The sequence below is a fragment of the Vibrio sp. R15-SG3-ISO1A genome (assembly GCF_059833955.1).
This window is the reverse complement of sequence record NZ_JCBDGH010000075.1, coordinates 25,018-45,920: the sequence shown is the minus strand read 5'-3', so window position 1 is coordinate 45,920 and position 20,903 is coordinate 25,018. Positions and strand designations below refer to the sequence as shown.

14 protein-coding genes and 1 pseudogene are annotated in these 20,903 nt (G+C 50.8%); 5 read left to right on the top strand and 10 right to left on the bottom strand.

From position 1 onward, the window contains the following. Both AC6R0L_RS12545 and AC6R0L_RS12540 read left to right on the top strand, forming a co-directional pair. A pseudogene (locus AC6R0L_RS12545) lies at positions 1–302 on the top strand (GH36-type glycosyl hydrolase domain-containing protein); the annotation flags it as partial. A gap of 57 nt (positions 303–359) precedes the next feature. Then, complete coding sequence (locus AC6R0L_RS12540; protein ID WP_500629321.1) at positions 360–1,781, top strand: phosphoglucomutase/phosphomannomutase family protein; 1,422 nt, start codon at positions 360–362, stop codon at positions 1,779–1,781. Positions 1,782–1,876: 95 nt separating this feature from the next. On the opposite strand, the gene AC6R0L_RS12535 is transcribed toward AC6R0L_RS12540, so the two are convergent. From AC6R0L_RS12535 to hrpB, 10 genes are all read right to left on the bottom strand, one after another. Beyond that, on the bottom strand, positions 1,877–2,908 hold the full coding sequence (locus AC6R0L_RS12535) for an ABC transporter ATP-binding protein (protein WP_487902098.1): 1,032 nt from the start codon (positions 2,906–2,908) through the stop codon (positions 1,877–1,879). Beyond that, positions 2,908–4,533, bottom strand: coding sequence for an ABC transporter permease (locus AC6R0L_RS12530; RefSeq protein ID WP_500629320.1), 1,626 nt, complete (start codon positions 4,531–4,533; stop codon positions 2,908–2,910). The genes AC6R0L_RS12535 and AC6R0L_RS12530 overlap by 1 nt, the downstream gene beginning before the upstream one ends. 167 nt (positions 4,534–4,700) lie before the next feature. After that, on the bottom strand, positions 4,701–5,717 hold the full coding sequence (locus AC6R0L_RS12525; RefSeq protein ID WP_500629319.1) for a Fe(3+) ABC transporter substrate-binding protein: 1,017 nt from the start codon (positions 5,715–5,717) through the stop codon (positions 4,701–4,703). A 295-nt stretch (positions 5,718–6,012) separates the two neighbouring features. Continuing rightward, positions 6,013–7,242: an ammonium transporter gene (locus AC6R0L_RS12520; RefSeq protein ID WP_334553955.1), complete on the bottom strand. Its 1,230-nt coding sequence runs from the start codon at positions 7,240–7,242 to the stop codon at positions 6,013–6,015. 27 nt (positions 7,243–7,269) lie between these two features. Then, entirely contained in the window at positions 7,270–7,608 is a 339-nt protein-coding gene (glnK, locus tag AC6R0L_RS12515; RefSeq protein ID WP_334553954.1) for a P-II family nitrogen regulator, read from the bottom strand. 188 nt (positions 7,609–7,796) lie between these two features. Next, a complete protein-coding gene (locus tag AC6R0L_RS12510) occupies positions 7,797–8,168 on the bottom strand; it encodes a YacL family protein (protein WP_487902101.1) in 372 nt (123 codons plus the stop codon). Between the two features lie 162 nt (positions 8,169–8,330). Next, positions 8,331–10,919: a bifunctional aconitate hydratase 2/2-methylisocitrate dehydratase gene (acnB, locus tag AC6R0L_RS12505; RefSeq protein WP_500629318.1), complete on the bottom strand. Its 2,589-nt coding sequence runs from the start codon at positions 10,917–10,919 to the stop codon at positions 8,331–8,333. Between the two features lie 306 nt (positions 10,920–11,225). Beyond that, positions 11,226–13,487, bottom strand: a complete 2,262-nt coding sequence (locus AC6R0L_RS12500) for a patatin-like phospholipase family protein (protein ID WP_500629317.1) — start codon at positions 13,485–13,487, stop codon at positions 11,226–11,228. A 126-nt stretch (positions 13,488–13,613) separates the two neighbouring features. Then, positions 13,614–15,989: a penicillin-binding protein 1B gene (gene mrcB / locus AC6R0L_RS12495; protein WP_500629316.1), complete on the bottom strand. Its 2,376-nt coding sequence runs from the start codon at positions 15,987–15,989 to the stop codon at positions 13,614–13,616. A 20-nt stretch (positions 15,990–16,009) separates the two neighbouring features. Continuing rightward, the gene (gene hrpB, locus AC6R0L_RS12490) at positions 16,010–18,463 is read right to left on the bottom strand and encodes an ATP-dependent helicase HrpB (protein WP_500629315.1); all 2,454 of its coding nucleotides are present in this window, start codon (positions 18,461–18,463) and stop codon (positions 16,010–16,012) included. A gap of 87 nt (positions 18,464–18,550) precedes the next feature. Here hrpB and sfsA point away from each other — a divergent pair, with 87 nt between their 5' ends. The 3 genes from sfsA (at position 18,551) to gluQRS (ending at position 20,831) form a co-directional block, all read left to right on the top strand. Then, positions 18,551–19,273: a DNA/RNA nuclease SfsA gene (gene sfsA / locus AC6R0L_RS12485; RefSeq protein ID WP_500629314.1), complete on the top strand. Its 723-nt coding sequence runs from the start codon at positions 18,551–18,553 to the stop codon at positions 19,271–19,273. Between the two features lie 140 nt (positions 19,274–19,413). Further along, entirely contained in the window at positions 19,414–19,860 is a 447-nt protein-coding gene (gene dksA, locus AC6R0L_RS12480; RefSeq protein WP_334553923.1) for an RNA polymerase-binding protein DksA, read from the top strand. Between the two features lie 77 nt (positions 19,861–19,937). Then, positions 19,938–20,831: a tRNA glutamyl-Q(34) synthetase GluQRS gene (gene gluQRS, locus AC6R0L_RS12475; RefSeq protein WP_500629313.1), complete on the top strand. Its 894-nt coding sequence runs from the start codon at positions 19,938–19,940 to the stop codon at positions 20,829–20,831. Positions 20,832–20,903: the final 72 nt, after the last annotated feature.

Here is a 20,903-nt window from a genome sequence, read left to right as displayed (position 1 = left end):
GCGCCAACCACCCTTGGCTAACCGGCACCTCAGGCTGGGCTTACTTTGCGGTCACCAACTTTATTTTGGGTGTGCGCAGTGGATTTGATGGCCTAACCATCGACCCGTGTATTCCGACCGATTGGCCGGGCTTTGAGGTTACGCGTGAGTGGCTAGGTGCCACTTATCACATCAAAGTCGACAATCCGAATTCGGTGAGCAAAGGGGTTCAATCCATCACGGTGAACGGCCAAGTCTTCGAGGGTGTGGTTCCGGTTCAGCCTCAAGGCTCTGTCAACCAAGTGGTCGTGGTATTGGGATAACGAGTCAGCCCAGAGCGTCCTTGCGCCGCTCTGGGCTTGATAGAAAGGAAAACAACTATGAGTTCAGCAATTAAATTTGGCACCGGCGGTTGGCGTGCGTTTATTGGTGAAGCGTTCACAAAAGACAACGTGCGCCTTGTTGCCCAAGCGCTGGCCAATATCATCAATCACGAACAGGTCAGCGACCGCGGATTCGTGATTGGTTATGACCGCCGCTTTCTCTCCGATAAAGCGGGCCGCTGGTTTGCTGAAGTGCTCGCAGCCAACGGGATCTGCGTGAGTTTTATCGACAAATTCGTGCCCACCCCTATCGTGATGTTCAAGGCCAAGCAGATGAATTGCGCCTACTCAGCATGCATCACCGCCTCGCACAACCCAGCGGATTACAACGGTATCAAGGTGTTCATCGAAGGTGGCCGCGATGCCGATGAAGTGATCACACAAAAAATCGAAGCGCAAATTGAAACCCTCAACCAGAGTGATGTGTTGAGCATGGAATTTGAACAGGCACTTGATAGCCAGCGCATTAAGCTCATTAATCCAATGAACGAGTTTGTCGATTCCATCATCGATTTCATCGACATTGAAGCGATTAAAAAAGCCAACTTACGCGTTCTCATCGACCCGATGTTTGGGGTCGCGAAGAACGCTTTGCAAACCGTTTTGATCAACGGGCGCTGCGATGTAGATGTGATTCACGATGGCAAGAACCCCGATTTTGGCGGACTCATGCCCTCACCTAGCGCTGCAACCTTATATCGTCTTAAACATCTGGTGGCAGCAGAAGGCTACGACATTGGAATTGGTACCGATGGGGATGCCGACCGTTTAGGCATCATTGATGAAAAAGGTCATTTTATTCACCCCAACGAAGTGCTGATGCTGCTCTATTACTACCTACTTGAGTACAAGGGCTGGAAAGGTGCGGTGGTGCGCAACATCGCGACCACTCACCTGCTCGATAAAATCGCCGCAGATCATGGTGAAGCGTGTTATGAAGTCCCGGTTGGCTTTAAACACATCAGCTCAAAGATGGAAGCGCACGATGCACTGATCGGCGGAGAGAGCTCAGGCGGCTTGACCATTCGCGGTCACATTAAGGGCAAAGATGGGGTATTTGCATCCAGCTTATTGGTGGAGATGATCTCCGTCACTGGGAAGAAACTCTCCGAACTGCTTGGTGAAATCTATTCACGCTACGGTTACGCCTATACCGCAGAAGGAGATTGTACGTTTAAAGCGGCGCAAAAACAGACACTGTATGATCGCCTCTACGTCGAGAAGCAACTGCCTGAATTTGAGTATGACATCGACAAAGTCAGCTACGAAGATGGCGCGAAAGTGGTGTTTAAAAATGGTGGATGGGTCATCGCACGTTTCTCTGGCACTGAGCCACTACTGCGAATTTTTGCTGAAATGGCAGACCAAGCCACGGCTGAAAAAGTGGTGCTGCAAATGAAAACCTTCCTCAAACTCTAGGCTTCATCGCGATCCATCTTGGGTCCACCCTATAGGTGAAGAAGATTTGCCCGGTACTATACCGGGCATTTTTTTGTCGGAATGTCCGCTCTAGACTAGAACGCCAATACACCTTGGGTATCCACTTTGACAGACACATGTTGGCCAATCATCAACGGCTCAGGGGAGCTGGCGAGCAAGAGATTACCACCCGCATTGATGACATAACGGCAGTGATCGCCCATAAACTGCTGCTCTAACACCGAGATACTGCTCTCTTGAGTCGCACTGATCTGGACATGTTGTGGACGAAGTAACAATTCACATTCGCCGCCTTGAGAGATCTCATGTTGAGCGGTCGCTTCAATCACACCGAGTTCGGTTTCGAACTCAGACGATGAGATGCGCTTGGCTTTGATGTAACTGCCGCCGCCCAAGAAATCCGCCACAAATTTACTCGACGGTTGGTAGTAAAGCTCGCCTGCCGTCCCGTATTGCTCAATGACGCCGTGGTTCATCACCGCCATTTTGTCTGCAAAGGCAAAGGCCTCTTCGCGGCTATGGGTGACGAATATCGCCGTGACGCCCTGCTTTTTGAAAATCTTGCGAATTTCACCAATCAGCTCATGGCGCACTTGGGTATCGATGTTAGAGAACGGCTCATCAAGCAAGAGCAAGTCCGGCTTGTACGCCAACGAGCGTGCAATGGCCACGCGTTGCTGTTGACCACCCGAAAGCTGATGCGGGTAGCGATCGCCATAACCACTGAGATGCACCAATTCCAGCATCTCTTCCACGCGCTGATGTTTGTCTTGCGCTGAGAGCGCGGTCAAACCAAAGGCAATGTTTTGTTCTACCGTCAGATGGGGAAACAGCGCGTAATCTTGGAAAATCATACCGATGTTGCGCTGCTCAGGCGGCAACCAGTGCTCGCCATTATCAATCACGTTGCAATTGAGACTCATGGTGCCTGAACTGAGCGGAAGCAAACCGGCAATCGCTTTGAGCAACGTCGTTTTCCCACAACCACTGGCGCCAAGTAGACAGACAATTTCACCATGCTCGACCCGCAAAGATAACGACTCGAGTACCGTGGTCTGGTCGTCATATTTACAAGTGAGGTTTTCAATAGATAGCGCGCAACTCATCAGTGTGTGTGCTCCAGTGAACGGTTGATCAGAACTAAAGGAATAAGACCAACGAGAACCAACAATACGGCGGGTAGCGCCGCCAACTCCAATTTCTCATCGGAGGCAAAATTGTAGACGTAGGTCGCTAAGGTTTCGAAGTTGAATGGGCGGAGCAAAAGAGCGGCGTTGAGCTCTTTCATCGACTCAATAAACACCAACAGGCCCGCAATCAAAGCGCCGCGACGCACCAGTGGGAAGTGAACCCGCCACACCATCTGATTGACGCTGCACCCCATGGTGCGCGACGCCATATCCAGTGAGGGCGACACTTTGCTCAGGCTGCTTTCAATGCTGCCAATCGCCACCGCTGAGAAACGCACCACCATGGCGAAAATAACTGCAAACATAGAACCAGAGAAAATTAGCCCTGGGCGTCCCCACTCCATCCATTTAGCGACATCATTAACCAAATGATCGAGACTGAGTACAGGCACCATGATACCAATTGCCAATACTGTGCCCGGCACCGCATAGCCCAGTGAAGAGAGGCGCATAAAACTGACGCTGGTCTTACTCGGTGTAATACGCTGACAGAAGTTGAGTACCAAAGCGATCGCCACACCAATCAACGCAGCGGAAATAGAAACATAGAGACTATTAAGCGCAAATTGGCGAAACTCTGCGGTCCAGCTTTGTGAGAAGTAGGTGTAGGCATACATCAGCAGTTGACCCAACGGGAAAAGAAAAGCGATACAAACCAAACCCCAACACCAAATCAGGGCTAGCCACTTCTTCCAACCCGTCAGAACATAACGAAAATCTTCACGGCTATTAAACTGCTGCTGAAAAAGCTTTTGTTTGCGTCGGCTGTAGCGTTCCGCGCTAAGCAGCAAGATCACAATCAACAACATGATGGCGGAAATTTTTGCTGCGGCGGTTAAGCTTGAGTAGCCTAACCAAGTGTCATACACCGCGGTGGTCAACGTATTGACCGCGAAATAGCTGACCGTACCAAAATCACCGATGGTCTCCATCGCAACCAGCGACAACCCCACTGCCATCGCTGGGCGTGCCAGTGGCAATGAGATGCGGCGAAAGCTCTCCCAAGGGGAGCACTTTAATAAGCGCGCCGATTGCAACAGCGACACATTCTGTTCCATAAACGCAGCGCGGCACAGCAGATACACGTAGGGGTAAAGCACCAACGACAGCACCACCACCGCACCGCTTAGGGTGCGAATATCAGGAAACCAGTACTCACCCGGTCCCCATCCAGTGACGCCACGCAGCCACACCTGCACCGGACCAGCAAAATCAAACCAATCGGTAAAGATGTATCCAACAATATAGGCAGGCATAGCCAGCGGTAAGACCAATGCCCACTGTAATACTCGCTCACTGGGCAAGCGGCACATCGCCATCAGCCACGCGCTCGGCACACCAAAAAGCAGAGAAAACGCCATGGTTCCCAGTGCTAGCAGCACAGTGTTGTATGTGTAGGTTGGGAGAACAGTCGACATCAGATGGCCAAAGAGGTCATCTGTCTCGCCGATGGCGGTGTAGAATATCGCTAAGATCGGTAAAACCAGCAACAAAGCAAGCGCTCCACTGCTGGTTTTCCATGAATAATATTTTTCTTTCATTGCCTATTTATCATCAGGCTGTATGAGGGATAGATGCAGTTGCAAATACATCTCATATCCTTTAACCGTATAGGTGTATTTATACCCTTATAAGCAAACAACCTCAAGCTCGGCAAAGAAAAGCGAGACTTGAGGTTGTCTTTAATTAATGGTCTGTGTGAGCAGAATTACAGATCAAATTTCACTTCATCAAGCAGTTTCACTGCTGCTTCGTGGTGATCGGCGATCTCATCTAGCGAGAGAGTATCGGCTTTAAAGTCACCCCAAGAAGCCACGAGCTCTGAACGTTTTACACCCGCTTTGACTGGGTATTCGTAGTTCACTTCTGCGTACATTTCTTGCGCGACGTCATCCGCAAGGAATTCCATCAGCTTCACTGCGTTCTCTTTGTTGGGCGCGTATTTTGCCATCGCCATACCTGAGATGTTCACGTGTGTACCTGTGGTGCTTTGGTTCGGGAAGTTGATGTACACCGCGTCAGCCCATGCTTTCTGTTCTGGGTCGTTAACCATCGCGCCTAGGTAGTAACTGTTGCCTAGCGACACGTCACACAAACCTTCTTTAATCGCCTTCACTTGTGCACGGTCATTGCCTTGTGGTTTACGTGCTAGGTTCGCTTTCACCCCTTCCAACCAAGCTTTGGTCGCGGCTTCGCCTTCATGGGCAATCATAGAGGAGATCAGTGATACGTTGTATGGGTGCTTACCGCTACGTGTACAGATTTTGCCTTTGAACTCTGGCTTGGCTAAATCGGCGTAAGTGAAGTCTTCACCCAATTTGCCTACGCGGTCGCGCGAAGAGTAAACGCTGCGAGTACGTGTCGTCAGAGCAAACCATTCGTTATTTTCATCTTGGTATTGAGCAGGAATGTTGCTCTCAAGCACGTCACTGTTTACCGCTTGCACCAGACCTTTGTCGGTAAGCTCAGCTAAGCGGCTGATGTCAACAGTGAGCACGACGTCTGCTGGGCTGTACTCTCCTTCCTGAGCGAGCTTTTCTGCGATCCCTGTTTTCGCAAACTTGACGTTTACTTTGATACCGGTTTCTTTGGTAAATTCGTTGAACATCGGCTCAACAAGGAAAGGCTGGCGGTAAGAGTAGACATTTACTTCTTCTGCAGCGAGAGCCGCGGTTGGGGCAACAGTTGCACAGGCTAATGCAGAAAGAGTCAGCAGTTTTTTCATCGAGTCAATCCTTTAGATTTATATAGTAATGATAATGTTTATCAATACGTTTATTATATTCAACAAACTTTAGAAAACAATCCATCAATAAGCAAAACAGGCGGGTTAACGGCTGATTTTAAACCCCTTTATTTGTAACAACTTGTATCACACCTAACCAAATATTGATTAATTTTTTATCAACTCAGTCTCAAAAGCCAGAGCGTATCTATGGTGCTTTTACTCAGCCCCTGAAGCATAGATCAAAAAAAGCCCACACTGAGTGTGGGCTTCATACTTTGTATTAAAAAGTGATTTATTTCACAGTCACGAACTCTGGGTAAGCACCAACACCACAGTCGTGCATGTCCATACCTTCCATCTCTTCGTCTTCAGAGACTCGGATACCCATTGTTGCTTTCAAGATACCCCAGACCACTAGGCTTGCACCGAATACCCAAGCGAAGATCACTGCAGCACCAAGAAGCTGTGCACCGAATGAAGCGTCACCGTTGCTTAGTGGCACAACCATCAGGCCGAAGAAGCCACACACACCGTGAACAGAGATAGCACCCACTGGATCGTCAATCTTAAGTTTGTCTAGACCGATGATGCTAAACACAACCAATGCACCTGATACCGCACCGATAGCCACAGAGTAAAGTGGTGATGGTGACAGTGGGTCTGCGGTGATAGCTACCAAGCCCGCCAACGCACCGTTAAGAATCATAGTCAGGTCTGCTTTACCCCAAGTGGTTTTACAAACAAACAGCGCTGCAATGGCACCTGCTGCGGCTGCGGCATTGGTGTTTAGGAAGATTTGACCAACCGCTGTTGCGTTCTCGAAATCTGATACCATCAACTGTGAACCACCGTTGAAGCCGAACCAACCGAACCATAGGATGAAGGTACCCAACGTTGCCAATGGCATGTTTGAACCAGGAATTGGGTAGATTTCACCGTTTTTGCCGTATTTACCTTTACGTGCACCAAGAAGAAGTACGCCTGCCAATGCTGCTGCTGCGCCTGCCATGTGAACAATACCAGAGCCTGCAAAGTCGCTAAAGCCCGCTTCAGATAGGAAGCCACCGCCCCAAGTCCAGTAACCTTCGACTGGGTAGATGAAGGCTGTAAGTACGACAGCGAAAATCAAGAAAGCCCATAGCTTCATACGCTCAGCCACTGCGCCAGAGACAACCGACATCGCCGTCGCCACGAACACAACTTGGAAGAAGAAGTCAGACTCAAGGGAGTGGTCTGCACCTTCACCTTGCGTACCAATCAGCGCACCGATTGATGGTAGCCAACCGCCTTCGCCGTTGTCGACGTACATGATGTTGTAGCCAACCACCAAGTACATGGTACAAGCGATAGCGTATAGGCAGAAGTTTTTGGTTAGGATTTCAGTGGTGTTCTTTGAACGTACTAGACCCGCTTCCAGCATCGCAAAACCCGCTGCCATCCACATAACTAACGCACCTGAAATGAGGAAGAAAAAGGTGTCTAGTGCGTAACGTAACTCTGTTACTGTTGTTGATAATTCCATCGTGTTTATCTCCAGTCCTTTGAATTCTTAAAGTGCCTCAACATCCGTCTCACCAGTACGAATACGCACTGCTTGACTTAGGTCGTAGACAAAAATCTTACCGTCACCAATTTTTCCGGTGTGCGCCGCTTTCGTGATGGCTTCGATAACGCGGTCAACGTTTTCAGCCTGAGTGGCGATCTCTAGTTTTACTTTGGGTAGAAAATCGACTTGATATTCTGCACCACGGTAAAGTTCTGTATGGCCTTTTTGACGACCAAAGCCTTTCACCTCTGATACAGTCATCCCCTCGATGCCCACATCGGCTAACGCCTCTCGAACATCATCTAATTTGAACGGTTTGATAATCGCATTAATAAGTTTCATCGCATCCTCTCTGAAGCAGTCATCCTTTTGCTTTTCTATAATCCAAGGTGCGTGCCAAGTTTTTAAACCATTGATAAATATGAAATTACATTAAATCTCCATCCTGTAGAACGAAAAACGCGCACCATAAAGGTGCGCGCACTTCCCAAAAACAGAGCATCAGTGAATTCATTCACCAATAGGGTGCATTACATTGTACGAAGAAAGGATTTCCACTGGTCGAGCAGTTGTTCGAAATCTTCCAAACCGCAGCTTGCACGGCTCTCGCTCTCATACAACTCAAACTCACTTTCCGCGCCAAGGTCAAAGTCATGCTTTAAGCTGTTCTCTTCCACTAACACTTCATCACCTTGAACTGTCAGAGAAATTTCTCGGCCTTCTAAAATGAACTCTTGCTGAGGCGCAGCTTTCGCACTGGCTAGCAACTGATCAATGCTCTCGAGTTTGACTGGGTCTTGACCAATTTCTTCCTGAAGCCAGCGACCAAAGACCTCATGCCCCATACTGGATCTTACGTAGACGTCACCCAGTAAGGTATTCTTAATAAATTCAAATTCCATAGTTGAACCACCTACCCAGAAAAAGTCGTGAAGAAAAGGCGCGCACTATACCTAAAATCGGCCTCAGACACTCTAAAAATCGACACCGTGAGCCTAAAAAACAGAGATAAAAAAAGCGCCTGCCGAAGCAGACGCTGATCTGTCATATTCGCTAGAGCGTGATTACGCTGGTTCTTGGAAGATCACGGTATCCGCTTTCTTGGTGTACTGTTCCATCTTGTGGAAGTTCAAGTAGCGATAGGTATCCGCCGCGGTCGCATTGATCTTCGCCGCGTACTCAAGATACTCTTCTTTAGTAGGGATGCGGCCTATGATTGCGCCCACTGCCGCGAGCTCAGCGGAAGAGAGGAACACATTCGCGCCGGTACCTAAACGGTTCGGGAAGTTACGCGTTGAGGTCGACATGACCGTCGCTTTATCCGCTACGCGCGCTTGGTTACCCATACAGAGTGAACACCCTGGGGTTTCAATACGCACACCCGCACGGCCATAGATGCCGTAATAGCCTTCTTCGGTCAATTGATCGCGGTCCATCTTGGTTGGCGGCGCTACCCAGAGACGTGTATTCAAGGTACCACCATATTGCTCAAGCAATTTACCTGCTGCACGGAAGTGACCAATGTTGGTCATGCACGAGCCAATGAAGACTTCGTCAATCTCAGTGCCTTGCACTTGAGAAAGTAGGCGCGCATCATCTGGATCGTTTGGTGCACACAAGATAGGTTCGTTGATCTCGGCAAGATCAATCTCAATCACGTGCGCGTACTCCGCGTCCGCGTCGGCTTCCATTAGTTCAGGGTTAGCCAACCACTCTTGCATCGCTGTAATGCGACGCTCGATGGTGCGGCGATCGCCGTAACCTTCGGAGATCATCCACTTCAACATGGTGATGTTTGAGTTGAGGTACTCTTCAATTGACGCTTGAGAGAGCTTGACAGTACAGCCTGCTGCACTGCGCTCTGCTGAGGCATCAGAGAGTTCAAACGCTTGCTCAACCGTTAAGTGCTCCACCCCTTCAATCTCAAGTACGCGACCTGAGAACTCATTGATCTTACCTGATTTTTCAACCGTCAATAGACCTTGTTGAATCGCATAGTAAGGGATCGCATGCACCAAATCACGCAAGGTGATACCCGGCTGCATCTCGCCTTTGAAGCGGACTAAGATAGATTCAGGCATATCTAATGGCATCACCCCCGTCGCAGCGGCAAACGCCACCAAGCCAGAACCAGCAGGGAAAGAAATACCAAGAGGGAAACGAGTATGCGAGTCACCACCTGTACCTACGGTGTCTGGCAGCAACATGCGGTTTAACCAAGAGTGGATAACACCGTCACCAGGGCGCAAAGAGACACCGCCACGGTTCATAATGAAGTCTGGCAAGGTATGGTGAGTATTCACATCCACTGGTTTTGGATACGCAGAGGTATGACAGAATGACTGCATAACAAGGTCTGCGGAGAAACCAAGACACGCCAAGTCTTTCAACTCATCACGCGTCATTGGGCCCGTCGTATCTTGCGAGCCGACCGTGGTCATCTTAGGTTCACAGTATTGACCTGCGCGGACACCTTCAACGCCACACGCTTTACCGACCATTTTCTGAGCCAGAGTAAAGCCCTTAGTTGACGATGATGGGTCAACGGGTTTTGCAAAGAGATCGGTCTCTTCAAGACCGAGCGATGCGCGCGCGCGACTGGTTAAGCCACGACCGATAATAAGAGGAATACGGCCACCCGCTCGCACTTCATCAAGCAGCACTTTGCTCAGCTCGAAACGAGAAATCTCTTCGCCATCTTTACGTACCACTCCTTCGTACGGGAAGATGTCGATCACATCGCCCATATTCATCTGTTGTACGTTCAGTTCAATCGGTAGCGCGCCTGAATCTTCCATGGTGTTGTAGAAGATAGGGGCAATTTTGCCACCCAAGCAGATACCGCCGGTGCGCTTATTAGGTACGTATGGGATATCTTCGCCCATAAACCACAGCACTGAGTTAGTCGCGGATTTACGCGAAGAACCGGTGCCCACAACATCACCCACGTAAGCGAGTGGGATGCCGTCTTTTTTCAACTCTTCGAGTTGCGTGATAGGACCAACACTACCTGGTTGATCTGGGTTGATGCCTTCACGCTCCATTTTCAGCATCGCTTTGGCGTGAACAGGAATATCAGGACGTGACCAAGCATCTGGGGCTGGGGATAAGTCATCGGTGTTCGTCTCACCGGTCACTTTAAACACTTTCACCGTGATCTTTTCTGCGACTTTCTTCTTGGCAGTAAACCACTCTGCATCCGCCCATGATTGCATCACTTGCTGTGCAAAGCTGTTGCCGGCTTTGGCTTTTTCTTCCACGTCGTAGAACGCATCAAACATCAGTAGTGTATGAGACAAGGCTTTGACCGCGATGGGGGCTAGAGTCTCATCATCAAGGAACTCAACCAGTGGCGCGATGTTGTAGCCACCTTGCATAGTACCAAGGAGCTGCGCGGCTTTTTCGCGGCTAACCAGCGGAGAAGAGACCTCGCCTTTCGCCACGGCCGTTAGGAAGCCAGCTTTGACGTAAGCCGCTTCATCAACACCCGGTGGGATACGGTTTTCCAGAAGGTCAAGAATAAACGCTTCTTCACCTTGAGGGGGATTTTTCAGAAGTTCCACTAGGCTGGCAACTTGCTCGGCATCCAATGGTTTAGGTACAACTCCTTCAGCAGCACGCTCTTCGACGTGTTTACGATAGGCTTCAAGCACGACTTTTTCCTCTCATTGCGGTTCCTCCCCTTTATTGCTATTTATTCAGAAAAGAAGGGAGTGAACATCCTTGGAAACTTGGCGCTCCATGCCATATTGTCATTCAATTGGGTGCGATACCATACATCGAATAATCATGCCAAAGAGGCCAAACTGTGGGCGGTAGAATAGCAAATTTAACGTTAAATTAAAATCTCATCATTTTGACCAACATAGCAACTTGAGACTAAAGTTCTATGCTTTTTCATGCAGTATAAGCACATTTTCCCTATAAACCGTACAACAATTTATATCGACTCGATCCCACTATTTAAACGAACTGCCGATGATAAGATAAAACGAGTCGTAGTTTTGTTCAGTACGGCCATAACCAAACATCACCGGTCCGACTGGCGAGTCAATCCCCGCAAAAACCGAGGCTGCTTGATACATCGGCGCTTGGCTGATTTCTGTATCCGGATCTGACCACACACCGCCATATTCCAATGACGCGCCGACGTAGAAGGGCGAGCTGAAGAGGCCAAAATCGTTATCAAACCAACGGTAGCGATAAGTAGCATTACCATAGAGTTTGTTTTGCCCAACCAGACTGTTTTTCGGGATGCCGGAGAGGTTTAGAAAGCCGCCTAACTGTTTAGGATCCACCAGCAACTGGGACTTTTTGCTCTCCACCAGCGCGCCATCAAAGTTACCCACTAAAGTATGACGGCCAAAGCTGTGCGCACCTATCCAACGCACGGTGGTTTCGTACACGGTATCATCGATGTCCGACAAACTGTCTTGCGAGCTATCATCAGAAACTAGGAATCCTAGATCGAGGTAAACACCCTTGTTTGGTAGGGCAAAGTTATCCAAAGTATCAATGCGGTAGTTGGCAAACAGTCCTAGGCGCTCATAGCGGCCAGTGCCAAACAAGGAGAAGGTCGACGCTTCCACTTCACCATGCGTATAGCGCCCGCCCACCTTAAATTGGCTCCATAAGTTGCTCTGATAACCCATCGCCAGCTCCCCAATCCACTGGGCATAGTTCACCGGCAGGTAATTCTCGGTTGTCTCTAAGGTAGGATCGGTAATGAATTCGAACTCTCCATCGGCGTCAAACGGCAGGTTACGCGTCTGCTCCTTGTAACTGACTATCGCGTTACCAAACAGTGTTTGAGAGGAGAGGATCGGTGAATAGAGATCAAACTCCAACAGCTTGTCTGTGCCCAGTTCGATATTGGCTCTTAGCTCGGCTCCTTGCTCCGTCAAGCCGGTGAAGTTGGTGGAGACACCAATCGAGTACTGGCTTTTGGTCTGAAAGTCATCTTCAAGGAAGAAACGAAAGTCGACAAAATTCGGCCCCCAGGATTTCTCTTTGATGTTCACGCGCAGCACGTTGTCATCATCTTGCTGATCAAACTGGTAGGTCACCAACTCAAACCGATCCAACACATAGAGATCGCGTATGCTCTGCTCCAACGTTTCCGTCGAATACTGCTCGCCGCTTTCAAGATTCAATCGCTGCGCTATCACCTCATCGGAGAATGGGCTGTTATTGCTCACCTCCAATCGGTCAATCACCACCTCATCGACATAAGTGAGTTTGGCTCGTGCTTGCTGTTTTTTCTCCACATAGTGTTGGTACTCAGCGGAAGACACCGACAACGCCTGCAATTGCTCCTTTGCTGCATGGGCGACCTCATAACCTTTGACATACGCTTCAGGCATGATGGAGAAATCGGTGGTGCCGTAGCGACCCACCTCAGGTTTCAGAAGGACATCGCCCTCAGCAAGAAAGCTCGTCTGCTCTCGGGTACTGCGCTGGACAAGATAATTAGACAACTGCGAAGCGACGGTAAATAAGTTGGTGAATTCCTCTTCGGCGCGATAATCCGAGCTGATGTCCACCGCGATAATGATGTCCGCGCCCAGTGCTCGAGCGAGTTCGACCGGCATATTGTTGGTCACCCCGCCGTCGACCAACATTTTGCCATCCACTTCATACGGTGGCAGCGCACCAGGGACAGACATGCTCGCCATCATGGCATCGGTCAAATAGCCACTGCTTAAGATGACAGGTTCTAATTGAATGATGTCGGTCGCCACCGAACGATAGGGGATCGCCAGTTCATCAAAGCTGGTAAAAGGAGGAAGATTACCTGTGGTTTCGCGCAAGATACGCAGCATACTCTGCCCTTGCACGACCCCTTTGGCGGCTTTGAGCTCACCAATCCCTAGGCCAAAATCGGTCGTCAGTTGGTAGCGGTCTTCGTACTCTTTATCTCGCACACGACGCTCACTGCGCGGCACTTTATCAACAAAGCCAGAGTTCCAATTGACGCTGTAAAGAAAACTCTCGATTTCATCAGCGCTCATCCCTGTCGCATAAAGGCCGCCTACATAGGCGCCCATACTGGTGCCGGTAATGTAGTCGACCGGAATTTTCAGCTCTTCAAGCGCTTTCAACACCCCAATGTGCGCCGCACCTTTGGCGCCGCCGCCCGCCAGCACCACAGCAATTTTAGGGCGCTCAACAGCTGGCACATCGGTATCAATCAGCGATGGTCCTGACTGGGCTGTCGCCATAAGTGGCCACCCGCCTAAAAAAGCGCATAGATAGCTAAAGCCGCACAAGGAGCGAAGCGTTTTTTTCACGTTTGAATTCCTTTCAAAACCAATGATTTCGGATTATATACACAAACCCATCTGACCTTACCAGTCAAAGAGTCGATTGATCCAGGATGCCGACGCTTTATCACACTGTTGTTTGAGCTGACCTGTGTTATCCCACACGGGCAACTTAAAGTCGTTACGACAATCCAGCGCCAAGCTACCCGACTCTCGCCCAGCAAAACCTAACGTTGTGATGCCTTGGGGCCATGGCAGGCTCAATGGCTGCGGAATACGCTGCGATAAGTAATCGGCGTAGACACGTAATGCGCCGCTCGAGCCCGTCAGTTTGGTCGGTGTATTGTCGTCTCGACCAAGCCAAACCGTGGTTACCTCTCGCCCATCAACACCGACAAACCAACTGTCACGCGTATCATTACTGGTACCGGTTTTTCCCGCCAGCGCCGCTTGAGAAAACTGACTATTGAGATAGCGGCCAGTGCCTTCGGTAACGCCGATTTTCATCGCATAAGTGGTCAGCCAGGCCGCTTGTTGATCGACTCGCTGTGACGCGCTAGGCAGGGACTCATACAGCACCTGCCCTTCAAGGTTTAACACCGAACGCAGCGCAGAGAGCTTCGCGTATCGGCCCGAGTTGGTTAAGGTTTGGTACATCTGCGCCACCTGAAACGGGGTGAGACTGAATGAGCCTAAGAACATCGAAGGCACCGGGCGAATCTCTTCACGTGGCACGCCAAGCTGCTCAAAGGTGTTGATGACCTTCTCTATGCCCACTTGCATACCCAGCTCCACCGTCGGCACATTGAGCGATTTGGCCAGCGCCAGATAGAGCGGCACATCACCGCGATATTCTCGGTCGTAATTGCGCGGCGACCAGACGTTACCTTGACTGCCCTTGAGCGTAATCGGCTTGTCATGCAGCGTGGTGGCTAAGGTGTATTTTTCCGGCTGATTGAGCGCCGCCAAATAGACCGCAGGTTTTGCCAATGAGCCAATTTGCCGCTTCGCGTTCAAGGCTCGGTTAAAGCCATCAAAGCCGGTGCGCTTGCCACCGACCATCGCGCGAATTTCGCCGGTGTGTCGATCCACCGCCACCGCTGCGCCCTCTAATTCATCGCCCGCCACCGTTGCCAATTGCGTTACCTTAGAGGCCACGGCACGCTCCAATTGATGCTGCGAGACAGGGTCAAGTGAGGTAAATACGCGCAGGCCGCTGTCGCCCTGGAATCGCTCTCCAAGCTTCTCTTTGAGCTCAATGCTCACTTGCTGAAAATAAGCGGGCTGACGACTAGCAATTTGTGGCGTTGCTTGTAAATCCAGTGGTCGGCTAGCAGCGGCATCAAACTCGCTCGCCGTCAGCGTGCCTTGTTGCATCATTAAGCGCAGCACCAGATCTCGACGCTCTTTCGCCCTCTCTGGGTAGCGTTGCGGGTTGTAATACGACGGGCCTTTCACCATGCCGACCAACAACGCCAGTTGATCAATTCTCAGCTCTTGAATCGGTTGGCCGAAATAAAAACGCGACGCCAAACCAAAGCCGTGAATCGCTTCACCGCGGCTTTGACCTAAATAGACTTCATTAAGGTACGCTTCCAAAATGCGGTCTTTGCTGTAACGGTAATCGAGAATCAGGGCAATGTACGCCTCTCTCATTTTGCGCCATAAGGTGCGATCGCTCGATAAAAAGAGGTTTTTGGCTAACTGCTGAGTCAGAGTACTGCCGCCTTGCACGGTCCGCCCCGCTTTCACGTTGGCCACCAAAGCACGCGCGATCGCCAGCGGTGACACTCCATCGTGCTGATAGAACTGCCTGTCTTCTGTTGCGAGCAGCGCGTCGATCATCACTTCCGGAAAATCGACCCGCTTGATAAACAGCCGCTGCTCATCTTGATTTTTTTCAAGCATACCCAGCATTTTCGGCTCAATGCGCAAGTAGCCCAAATCCCCCGGCTTTTCTAACGATTGGATCCTTTGCAGGCTTGACGCATCAAAATGCAGCATGACGTGGCGGTCAGGCTCTGGGCCATCAGAGAACTCAAAAGGCCGACGAATCAGCTCAATCTTGCTCGAAGAAGAGGAATACTCACCCGGGTATTGAGGTTGACGCACTTTGCGATAATTGAGCACATCCAGCTCATTACGTACTTCTTGAATCGAAATGTTGTCACCCGGCGCGAGATGCAAAATACGCGCATACACCACCGTCGGCAAAGAGAACAGCTGACCTTCAAATTTCTGTTTAACCAAGCTATCGAGATAGATGCCCACCACCAGTAGTAAGGCAAACCCAGCCAAGGCGAGCTTCCATGTTAGGCCCCATAGAGTTTTCCACCATGCACGCTTTGAGGATGTAGGTTTTGCGGCCTTTTTTGCACGCTTGCCAGAGGCTTTGGTTACGCGAGACTTACGGCGACGTCCCTGATTATCTCTACTCTCTGTTGTTCTCTTTTTACTCATTCTTTCCTTTACCCTAATCACTATGATGACAGGTGTTTTTTGGTTTTCGTCGTTGCCACATGATTGGCAGGATCATCCGGCCAAACGTGTTTGGGGTAGCGCCCCTTCATCTCTTTTTGTACTTCCACGTAGCTGCCTGCCCAGAACCCTGCGAGATCTCGGGTGATCTGTAATGGTCTGCGTGCGGGAGAGAGCAGCTCCAATACTAAGGTTTTGCGACCGTCGGCAATGCGTGGCGACGTCTGCTCGCCATACACTTCTTGAATCCGAACCGACAGCACGGGCTCTTGTCCATCTTGATAACGAATCCGCGCTCGTGTGCCCGTTGGCAGCGTGTAGTGTGTAGGCAACCACTCATCCAACTGCTGATTTAACGGCCAGCCCAAATAGGCCAGCAGCGCTTGCTCTATCGATATCGATGCCAACTGCTTTACCGACGTAACCTGATTCATGTACGGCTCAAGCCAGTGCTCTAGAGTCGCCAATAAGCTATCCTCAGAGCAATCTGGCCAATCGTGCTCTGGCAGCCAGTGCGCAGCGCAGCGAATGCGCTCTAGCGTGTCACGCGCGCGATCAGACCACTCTAATACAGACAAGCCTTTACGACGTACATAGCTCAGTAAAGCTTGTGTCATTTTTTCTTTATCTGGCGTTGCCATTGAGGTTCGAGACACCACGAGCGCGCCGAGCTTCTTCTGTTTCTCGGCGACTAAGCGACCTTTTTTCTCATCCCAATCAACCCAGTCATGATCAGTAAATAACGACGGACAATGCTGCTCAAGTACCGAGACCTCACAGGCTTGCGCAAGGTGAATACGTGACGCGTCCGATTGGCTGCGTAGTAAGTCAATCACCACCAAATACGGCGCATCGGCAAGCGGTTCGCTGTCATCGAGCTGTGCGCCATGACCATTGGCGAGCAAGAAGGTACCGGTGCCGCTGCTGCGTTGCTGCGCAATGCGGTCAGGATAGGCACAGGCTAGGGCGACCGGGACAAGGGCATCATCTAACGCCGCCAATGGCGCTGTGATGGCGAGCATCTTCGCTAGCGCCGCCGCGCGCGCACTGACCACTTTTTGCTTGCTGTGTTGGCCTTGGCGTAAACGCCAAACGCTGGTGCGAAAGTCGAGCGTGTGACGCTCTGGCTCTTCCAGTAACGCCGCTACCCATACGGCGCTTTGCTGCCAACGCTGCTCGTCACTGTGGAGTAACATCGCCGCCAGTCTCGGCTCCAATCCAAGCGCACAGGCGCGCTGACCTTGCGCGGTTAATAATGCCTGATCATTGAGTAGGCCGAGTGATCGTAGCAATTGACGCGCCTGCGCCAACGCGACTTTGGGTGGCGGGGTCAGCCAGGTCAGCTCATCGCTGTCTTGTGTTCCCCACTGCGCCAGTTCCATCGCAAGACCGGAGAGATCGGCATGCTGCATCTCTGGCGCGGGCACATCCGGCTGCTGACTCAGTTGACTTTCACTGTACAGGCGCACGCACAGTCCGGGCTCAATACGCCCTGCGCGACCCGCGCGCTGCTCGGCGGAGGATTTGGCAATCCGAACTTGCTCCAATTTAGTAATGCCTGTGCGGCTATCACACTTGGCAATGCGCTCGACGCCGCTGTCGACGACTAGACGAATGCCTTCAATGGTCAGTGAGGTTTCAGCAATGTTGGTCGCCAGAACCACCTTACGTCGCGGCGCCGGTGCGATCGCCGCTTGCTGCTCGTTAAAACTGAGCTGACCATATAAAGGGCAGACGAGGATACCCTCGCCCAAATCTTCAAGACGCTGCGCCACGCGCCGGATAGCAGCAACACCAGGGAGAAACGCCAGCAACGAACCAGACTCGGTCGCCATCAGGTGGCGGATCTGCTTCGCCATCGCCTCTTCTAGCCCTTGATTCGGCTTAAGGGGCTGGTAGCGATACTCAATCGGGTAGCTTCGCCCGTGCGATTCCACATACGCCGCGTCAGGCATGATGGTTTGCAGCGCTCGCTGGTCGAGCGTCGCCGACATCACCACAAGCTTTAAATCGTCGCGCAGCGCTTGCTGAATCTCGAGGCAGAGCGTCAACGCGGTGTCGGCGTGCAAGCTGCGTTCGTGAAACTCATCAAAGATGATCATATCAACGCCGCTCAGCTCAGGATCGGACTGGATCATGCGTGTTAAGATGCCTTCGGTGACAATTTCAAGCTGTGTCGATTGGCTGACTTTACTTTCACCGCGCATCCGATAGCCGACGGTTTGTCCAACCCGCTCCCCACATTGCTTCGCCAAATAGTGCGCGATATTTCTCACCGCCAAGCGCCTGGGCTCTAACATGATGATTTTTCCCTGCACAATGCCTGCGTTGAGCAGCTGCAGTGGAAAGTAGGTCGATTTACCGGCACCCGGCGCCGCTTTGAGGATCAGTTGAGCGTGATGCGCGACGCCTGCGAGAAGCTCGGGCATCACGTCTTGAATCGGCAGTTGTGACAATGGAGAAACCTTATGCTCTAATTGAGAGCTCAATTGTACATAAAAACAGTACTGATCCTAACTCTCTCACTCTGTTAAGTCTTAGTTATGAAGTTTTCCCCCTCTTTGCAACGCGCCACACTCATCCAGCGCTATAAACGCTTTCTCGCCGACGTCACCCTGCCCGATGGCAGTGAGCGGACCATTCACTGCGCCAACACAGGAGCAATGACAGGTTGCGCCACGCCGGGTAATCCTGTGTGGTATTCGACCTCAGACAACCCAAAACGCAAGTACCCCAACAGTTGGGAGTTGACTCAAACCGCGCAGCAGCATCGCATCTGTATTAACACCGCGCGCGCCAACGCATTAGCTGTCGAAGCGATTGAAAATGGCACCATCAAAGAGCTGCAAGGCTATGAGCGACTTCAAACTGAGCAGAAGTATGGCAGTGAAAATAGTCGGATTGATATCTTGCTCTCTGCACAATCCCAACCAAACTGCTATATAGAAGTGAAAAGTGTCACCCTGTTGGATGAAGCGCAGAATCAGCAAAAGGGACAAGGGTACTTTCCTGACGCCGTGACAACACGTGGTCAAAAGCACCTAAGAGAACTGACCGAGATGGCACAAAGTGGAAGCAGAGCGGTACTTTTATTCACCGTTTTACATTCAGGTATTGAAAAAGTCTCTCCTGCCCACCATATAGACGCCGATTATTCACAATTACTCAAAACAGCAATAGAAAACGGGGTGGAAGTCTTGTGCTACAAGGCCACGCTCAACGAGGATGAGATAGCACTAGTAGAGCCGCTCAATTTTCGGTGCTAGGGGCAAAAAATGATGTCGCCTTCACATTGATTGTAAGTTTCATCTCTAGTATTTGCCTCGGTTGATTCTTTTTGCTATAGATACCCGCCTTAAAATTAACTGCAGAGCGCAGTTGACTAGGTGTTAGTAGGAGATGCTGCATGCCAGAATCAAAGAAAAAAGCGCTAGGCATCCTAGCCATTGCAGGGGTTGAGCCATACCAAGAAAAAGCAGGTGAAGAGTACATGTCACCTGAGCAAATGGCTCATTTTACAAAAATTTTGACAGCTTGGCGTAACCAGCTCAGGGAAGAAGTTGATCGCACTGTGCACCACATGCAGGACGAAGCCGCCAATTTCCCAGATCCCGTTGACCGCGCTTCACAAGAAGAAGAATTTAGCCTAGAACTTCGCAACCGTGACCGTGAGCGTCGCTTGATCAAGAAGATTGAGAAAACGCTAAACAAGATCGAAGAAGATGATTTTGGCTTCTGCGAATCTTGTGGCATCGAGATTGGCATCCGTCGTCTAGAAGCTCGTCCTACCGCTGACCTTTGTATTGACTGTAAAACACTTGCAGAGATCAAAGAGAAGCAGATGCAAGGTTAATCCTGCATCACCCGCTGTATCCTAGTCACTTAGGGTATACATTAAGGGAGCATTGGCTCCCTTTTTGGTTTTTATCTATGACGAATATGATTGGCCGTTTTGCTCCCTCCCCCTCAGGCCCGCTCCATTTTGGCTCATTGGTTGCTGCCCTCGGCAGTTACTTTCAAGCCAAAGCGCAGCAAGGGCAGTGGCTGGTACGCATCGAAGACCTTGACCCTCCACGAGAGGTGCCAGGGGCAGCCGATCTCATCCTGAGAACCTTAGAAGCGTATGGTCTGCATTGGGATGGTCAGATCCTTTACCAAAGCCAGCGTTTAGACGCTTATCAAGCGCAAATTGACCGTTGGCGACGCAGCGGCGATGCCTATTTGTGTCAGTGCACGCGCAAACAAATCAAAGCGACGGGCGGCTTTTACTCGGGCACTTGCCGTGACAAAGCGTTGAGCGACGCCACATCGTGCGCAGTCAGGCTCACCATGTCCCAGCCAACGTATCAGTTTGACGACCTCAAACATGGCACCATTGACATCCCACGCGCGCTCGCAGATGAAGATTTTATTATCAAACGTCGCGATGGCTATTTTGCCTATAACCTTGCGGTAGTATTGGATGATATCGAGCAAGGCGTGACTCAAGTGGTGCGCGGCGCCGATTTGATTGAGCCCACAGGCAGACAAATCAGCCTGTATAAATTGCTCGGACAAACACCGGTGAGCTATTTGCACTTGCCGCTCGCCATCGGTGATAACGGGCAAAAGCTATCGAAACAGAACCATGCGCCGGCGATTGACCTACAAGACCCGATACCCGCGCTGCTCGATGCGATGCGCTTTTTGGGTTTACCAATGAAGCCAGAACTCTTCTCTGGGAGCGTGGAAGAGATCATCGCTTGGGGCGTGGAGAATTGGTCGATTGAGGCACTCCCTCAGCCGATCGAGATCACACCCATATTCTCAAACCGCTCCCCGTAGGCTATCATTAGCCGCAAATTCGCGCCGAATTGGGCTGAACATGACTGCAACGCCTAAGGAAAACCAAGGCTC

What these genes read in the sequence shown, in the direction of transcription:
- AC6R0L_RS12540 (WP_500629321.1), top strand. Translation starts at nt 360, where the DNA reads ATGAGTTCAGCAATTAAATTTGGCACCGGCGGTTGGCGTGCGTTTATT.
- AC6R0L_RS12535 (WP_487902098.1), bottom strand. Translation starts at nt 2,908, where the DNA reads ATGAGTTGCGCGCTATCTATTGAAAACCTCACTTGTAAATATGACGAC.
- AC6R0L_RS12530 (WP_500629320.1), bottom strand. Translation starts at nt 4,533, where the DNA reads ATGAAAGAAAAATATTATTCATGGAAAACCAGCAGTGGAGCGCTTGCT.
- AC6R0L_RS12525 (WP_500629319.1), bottom strand. Translation starts at nt 5,717, where the DNA reads ATGAAAAAACTGCTGACTCTTTCTGCATTAGCCTGTGCAACTGTTGCC.
- AC6R0L_RS12520 (WP_334553955.1), bottom strand. Translation starts at nt 7,242, where the DNA reads ATGGAATTATCAACAACAGTAACAGAGTTACGTTACGCACTAGACACC.
- glnK (WP_334553954.1), bottom strand. Translation starts at nt 7,608, where the DNA reads ATGAAACTTATTAATGCGATTATCAAACCGTTCAAATTAGATGATGTT.
- AC6R0L_RS12510 (WP_487902101.1), bottom strand. Translation starts at nt 8,168, where the DNA reads ATGGAATTTGAATTTATTAAGAATACCTTACTGGGTGACGTCTACGTA.
- AC6R0L_RS12500 (WP_500629317.1), bottom strand. Translation starts at nt 13,487, where the DNA reads ATGGCGACAGCCCAGTCAGGACCATCGCTGATTGATACCGATGTGCCA.
- mrcB (WP_500629316.1), bottom strand. Translation starts at nt 15,989, where the DNA reads ATGAGTAAAAAGAGAACAACAGAGAGTAGAGATAATCAGGGACGTCGC.
- sfsA (WP_500629314.1), top strand. Translation starts at nt 18,551, where the DNA reads ATGAAGTTTTCCCCCTCTTTGCAACGCGCCACACTCATCCAGCGCTAT.
- dksA (WP_334553923.1), top strand. Translation starts at nt 19,414, where the DNA reads ATGCCAGAATCAAAGAAAAAAGCGCTAGGCATCCTAGCCATTGCAGGG.
- gluQRS (WP_500629313.1), top strand. Translation starts at nt 19,938, where the DNA reads ATGACGAATATGATTGGCCGTTTTGCTCCCTCCCCCTCAGGCCCGCTC.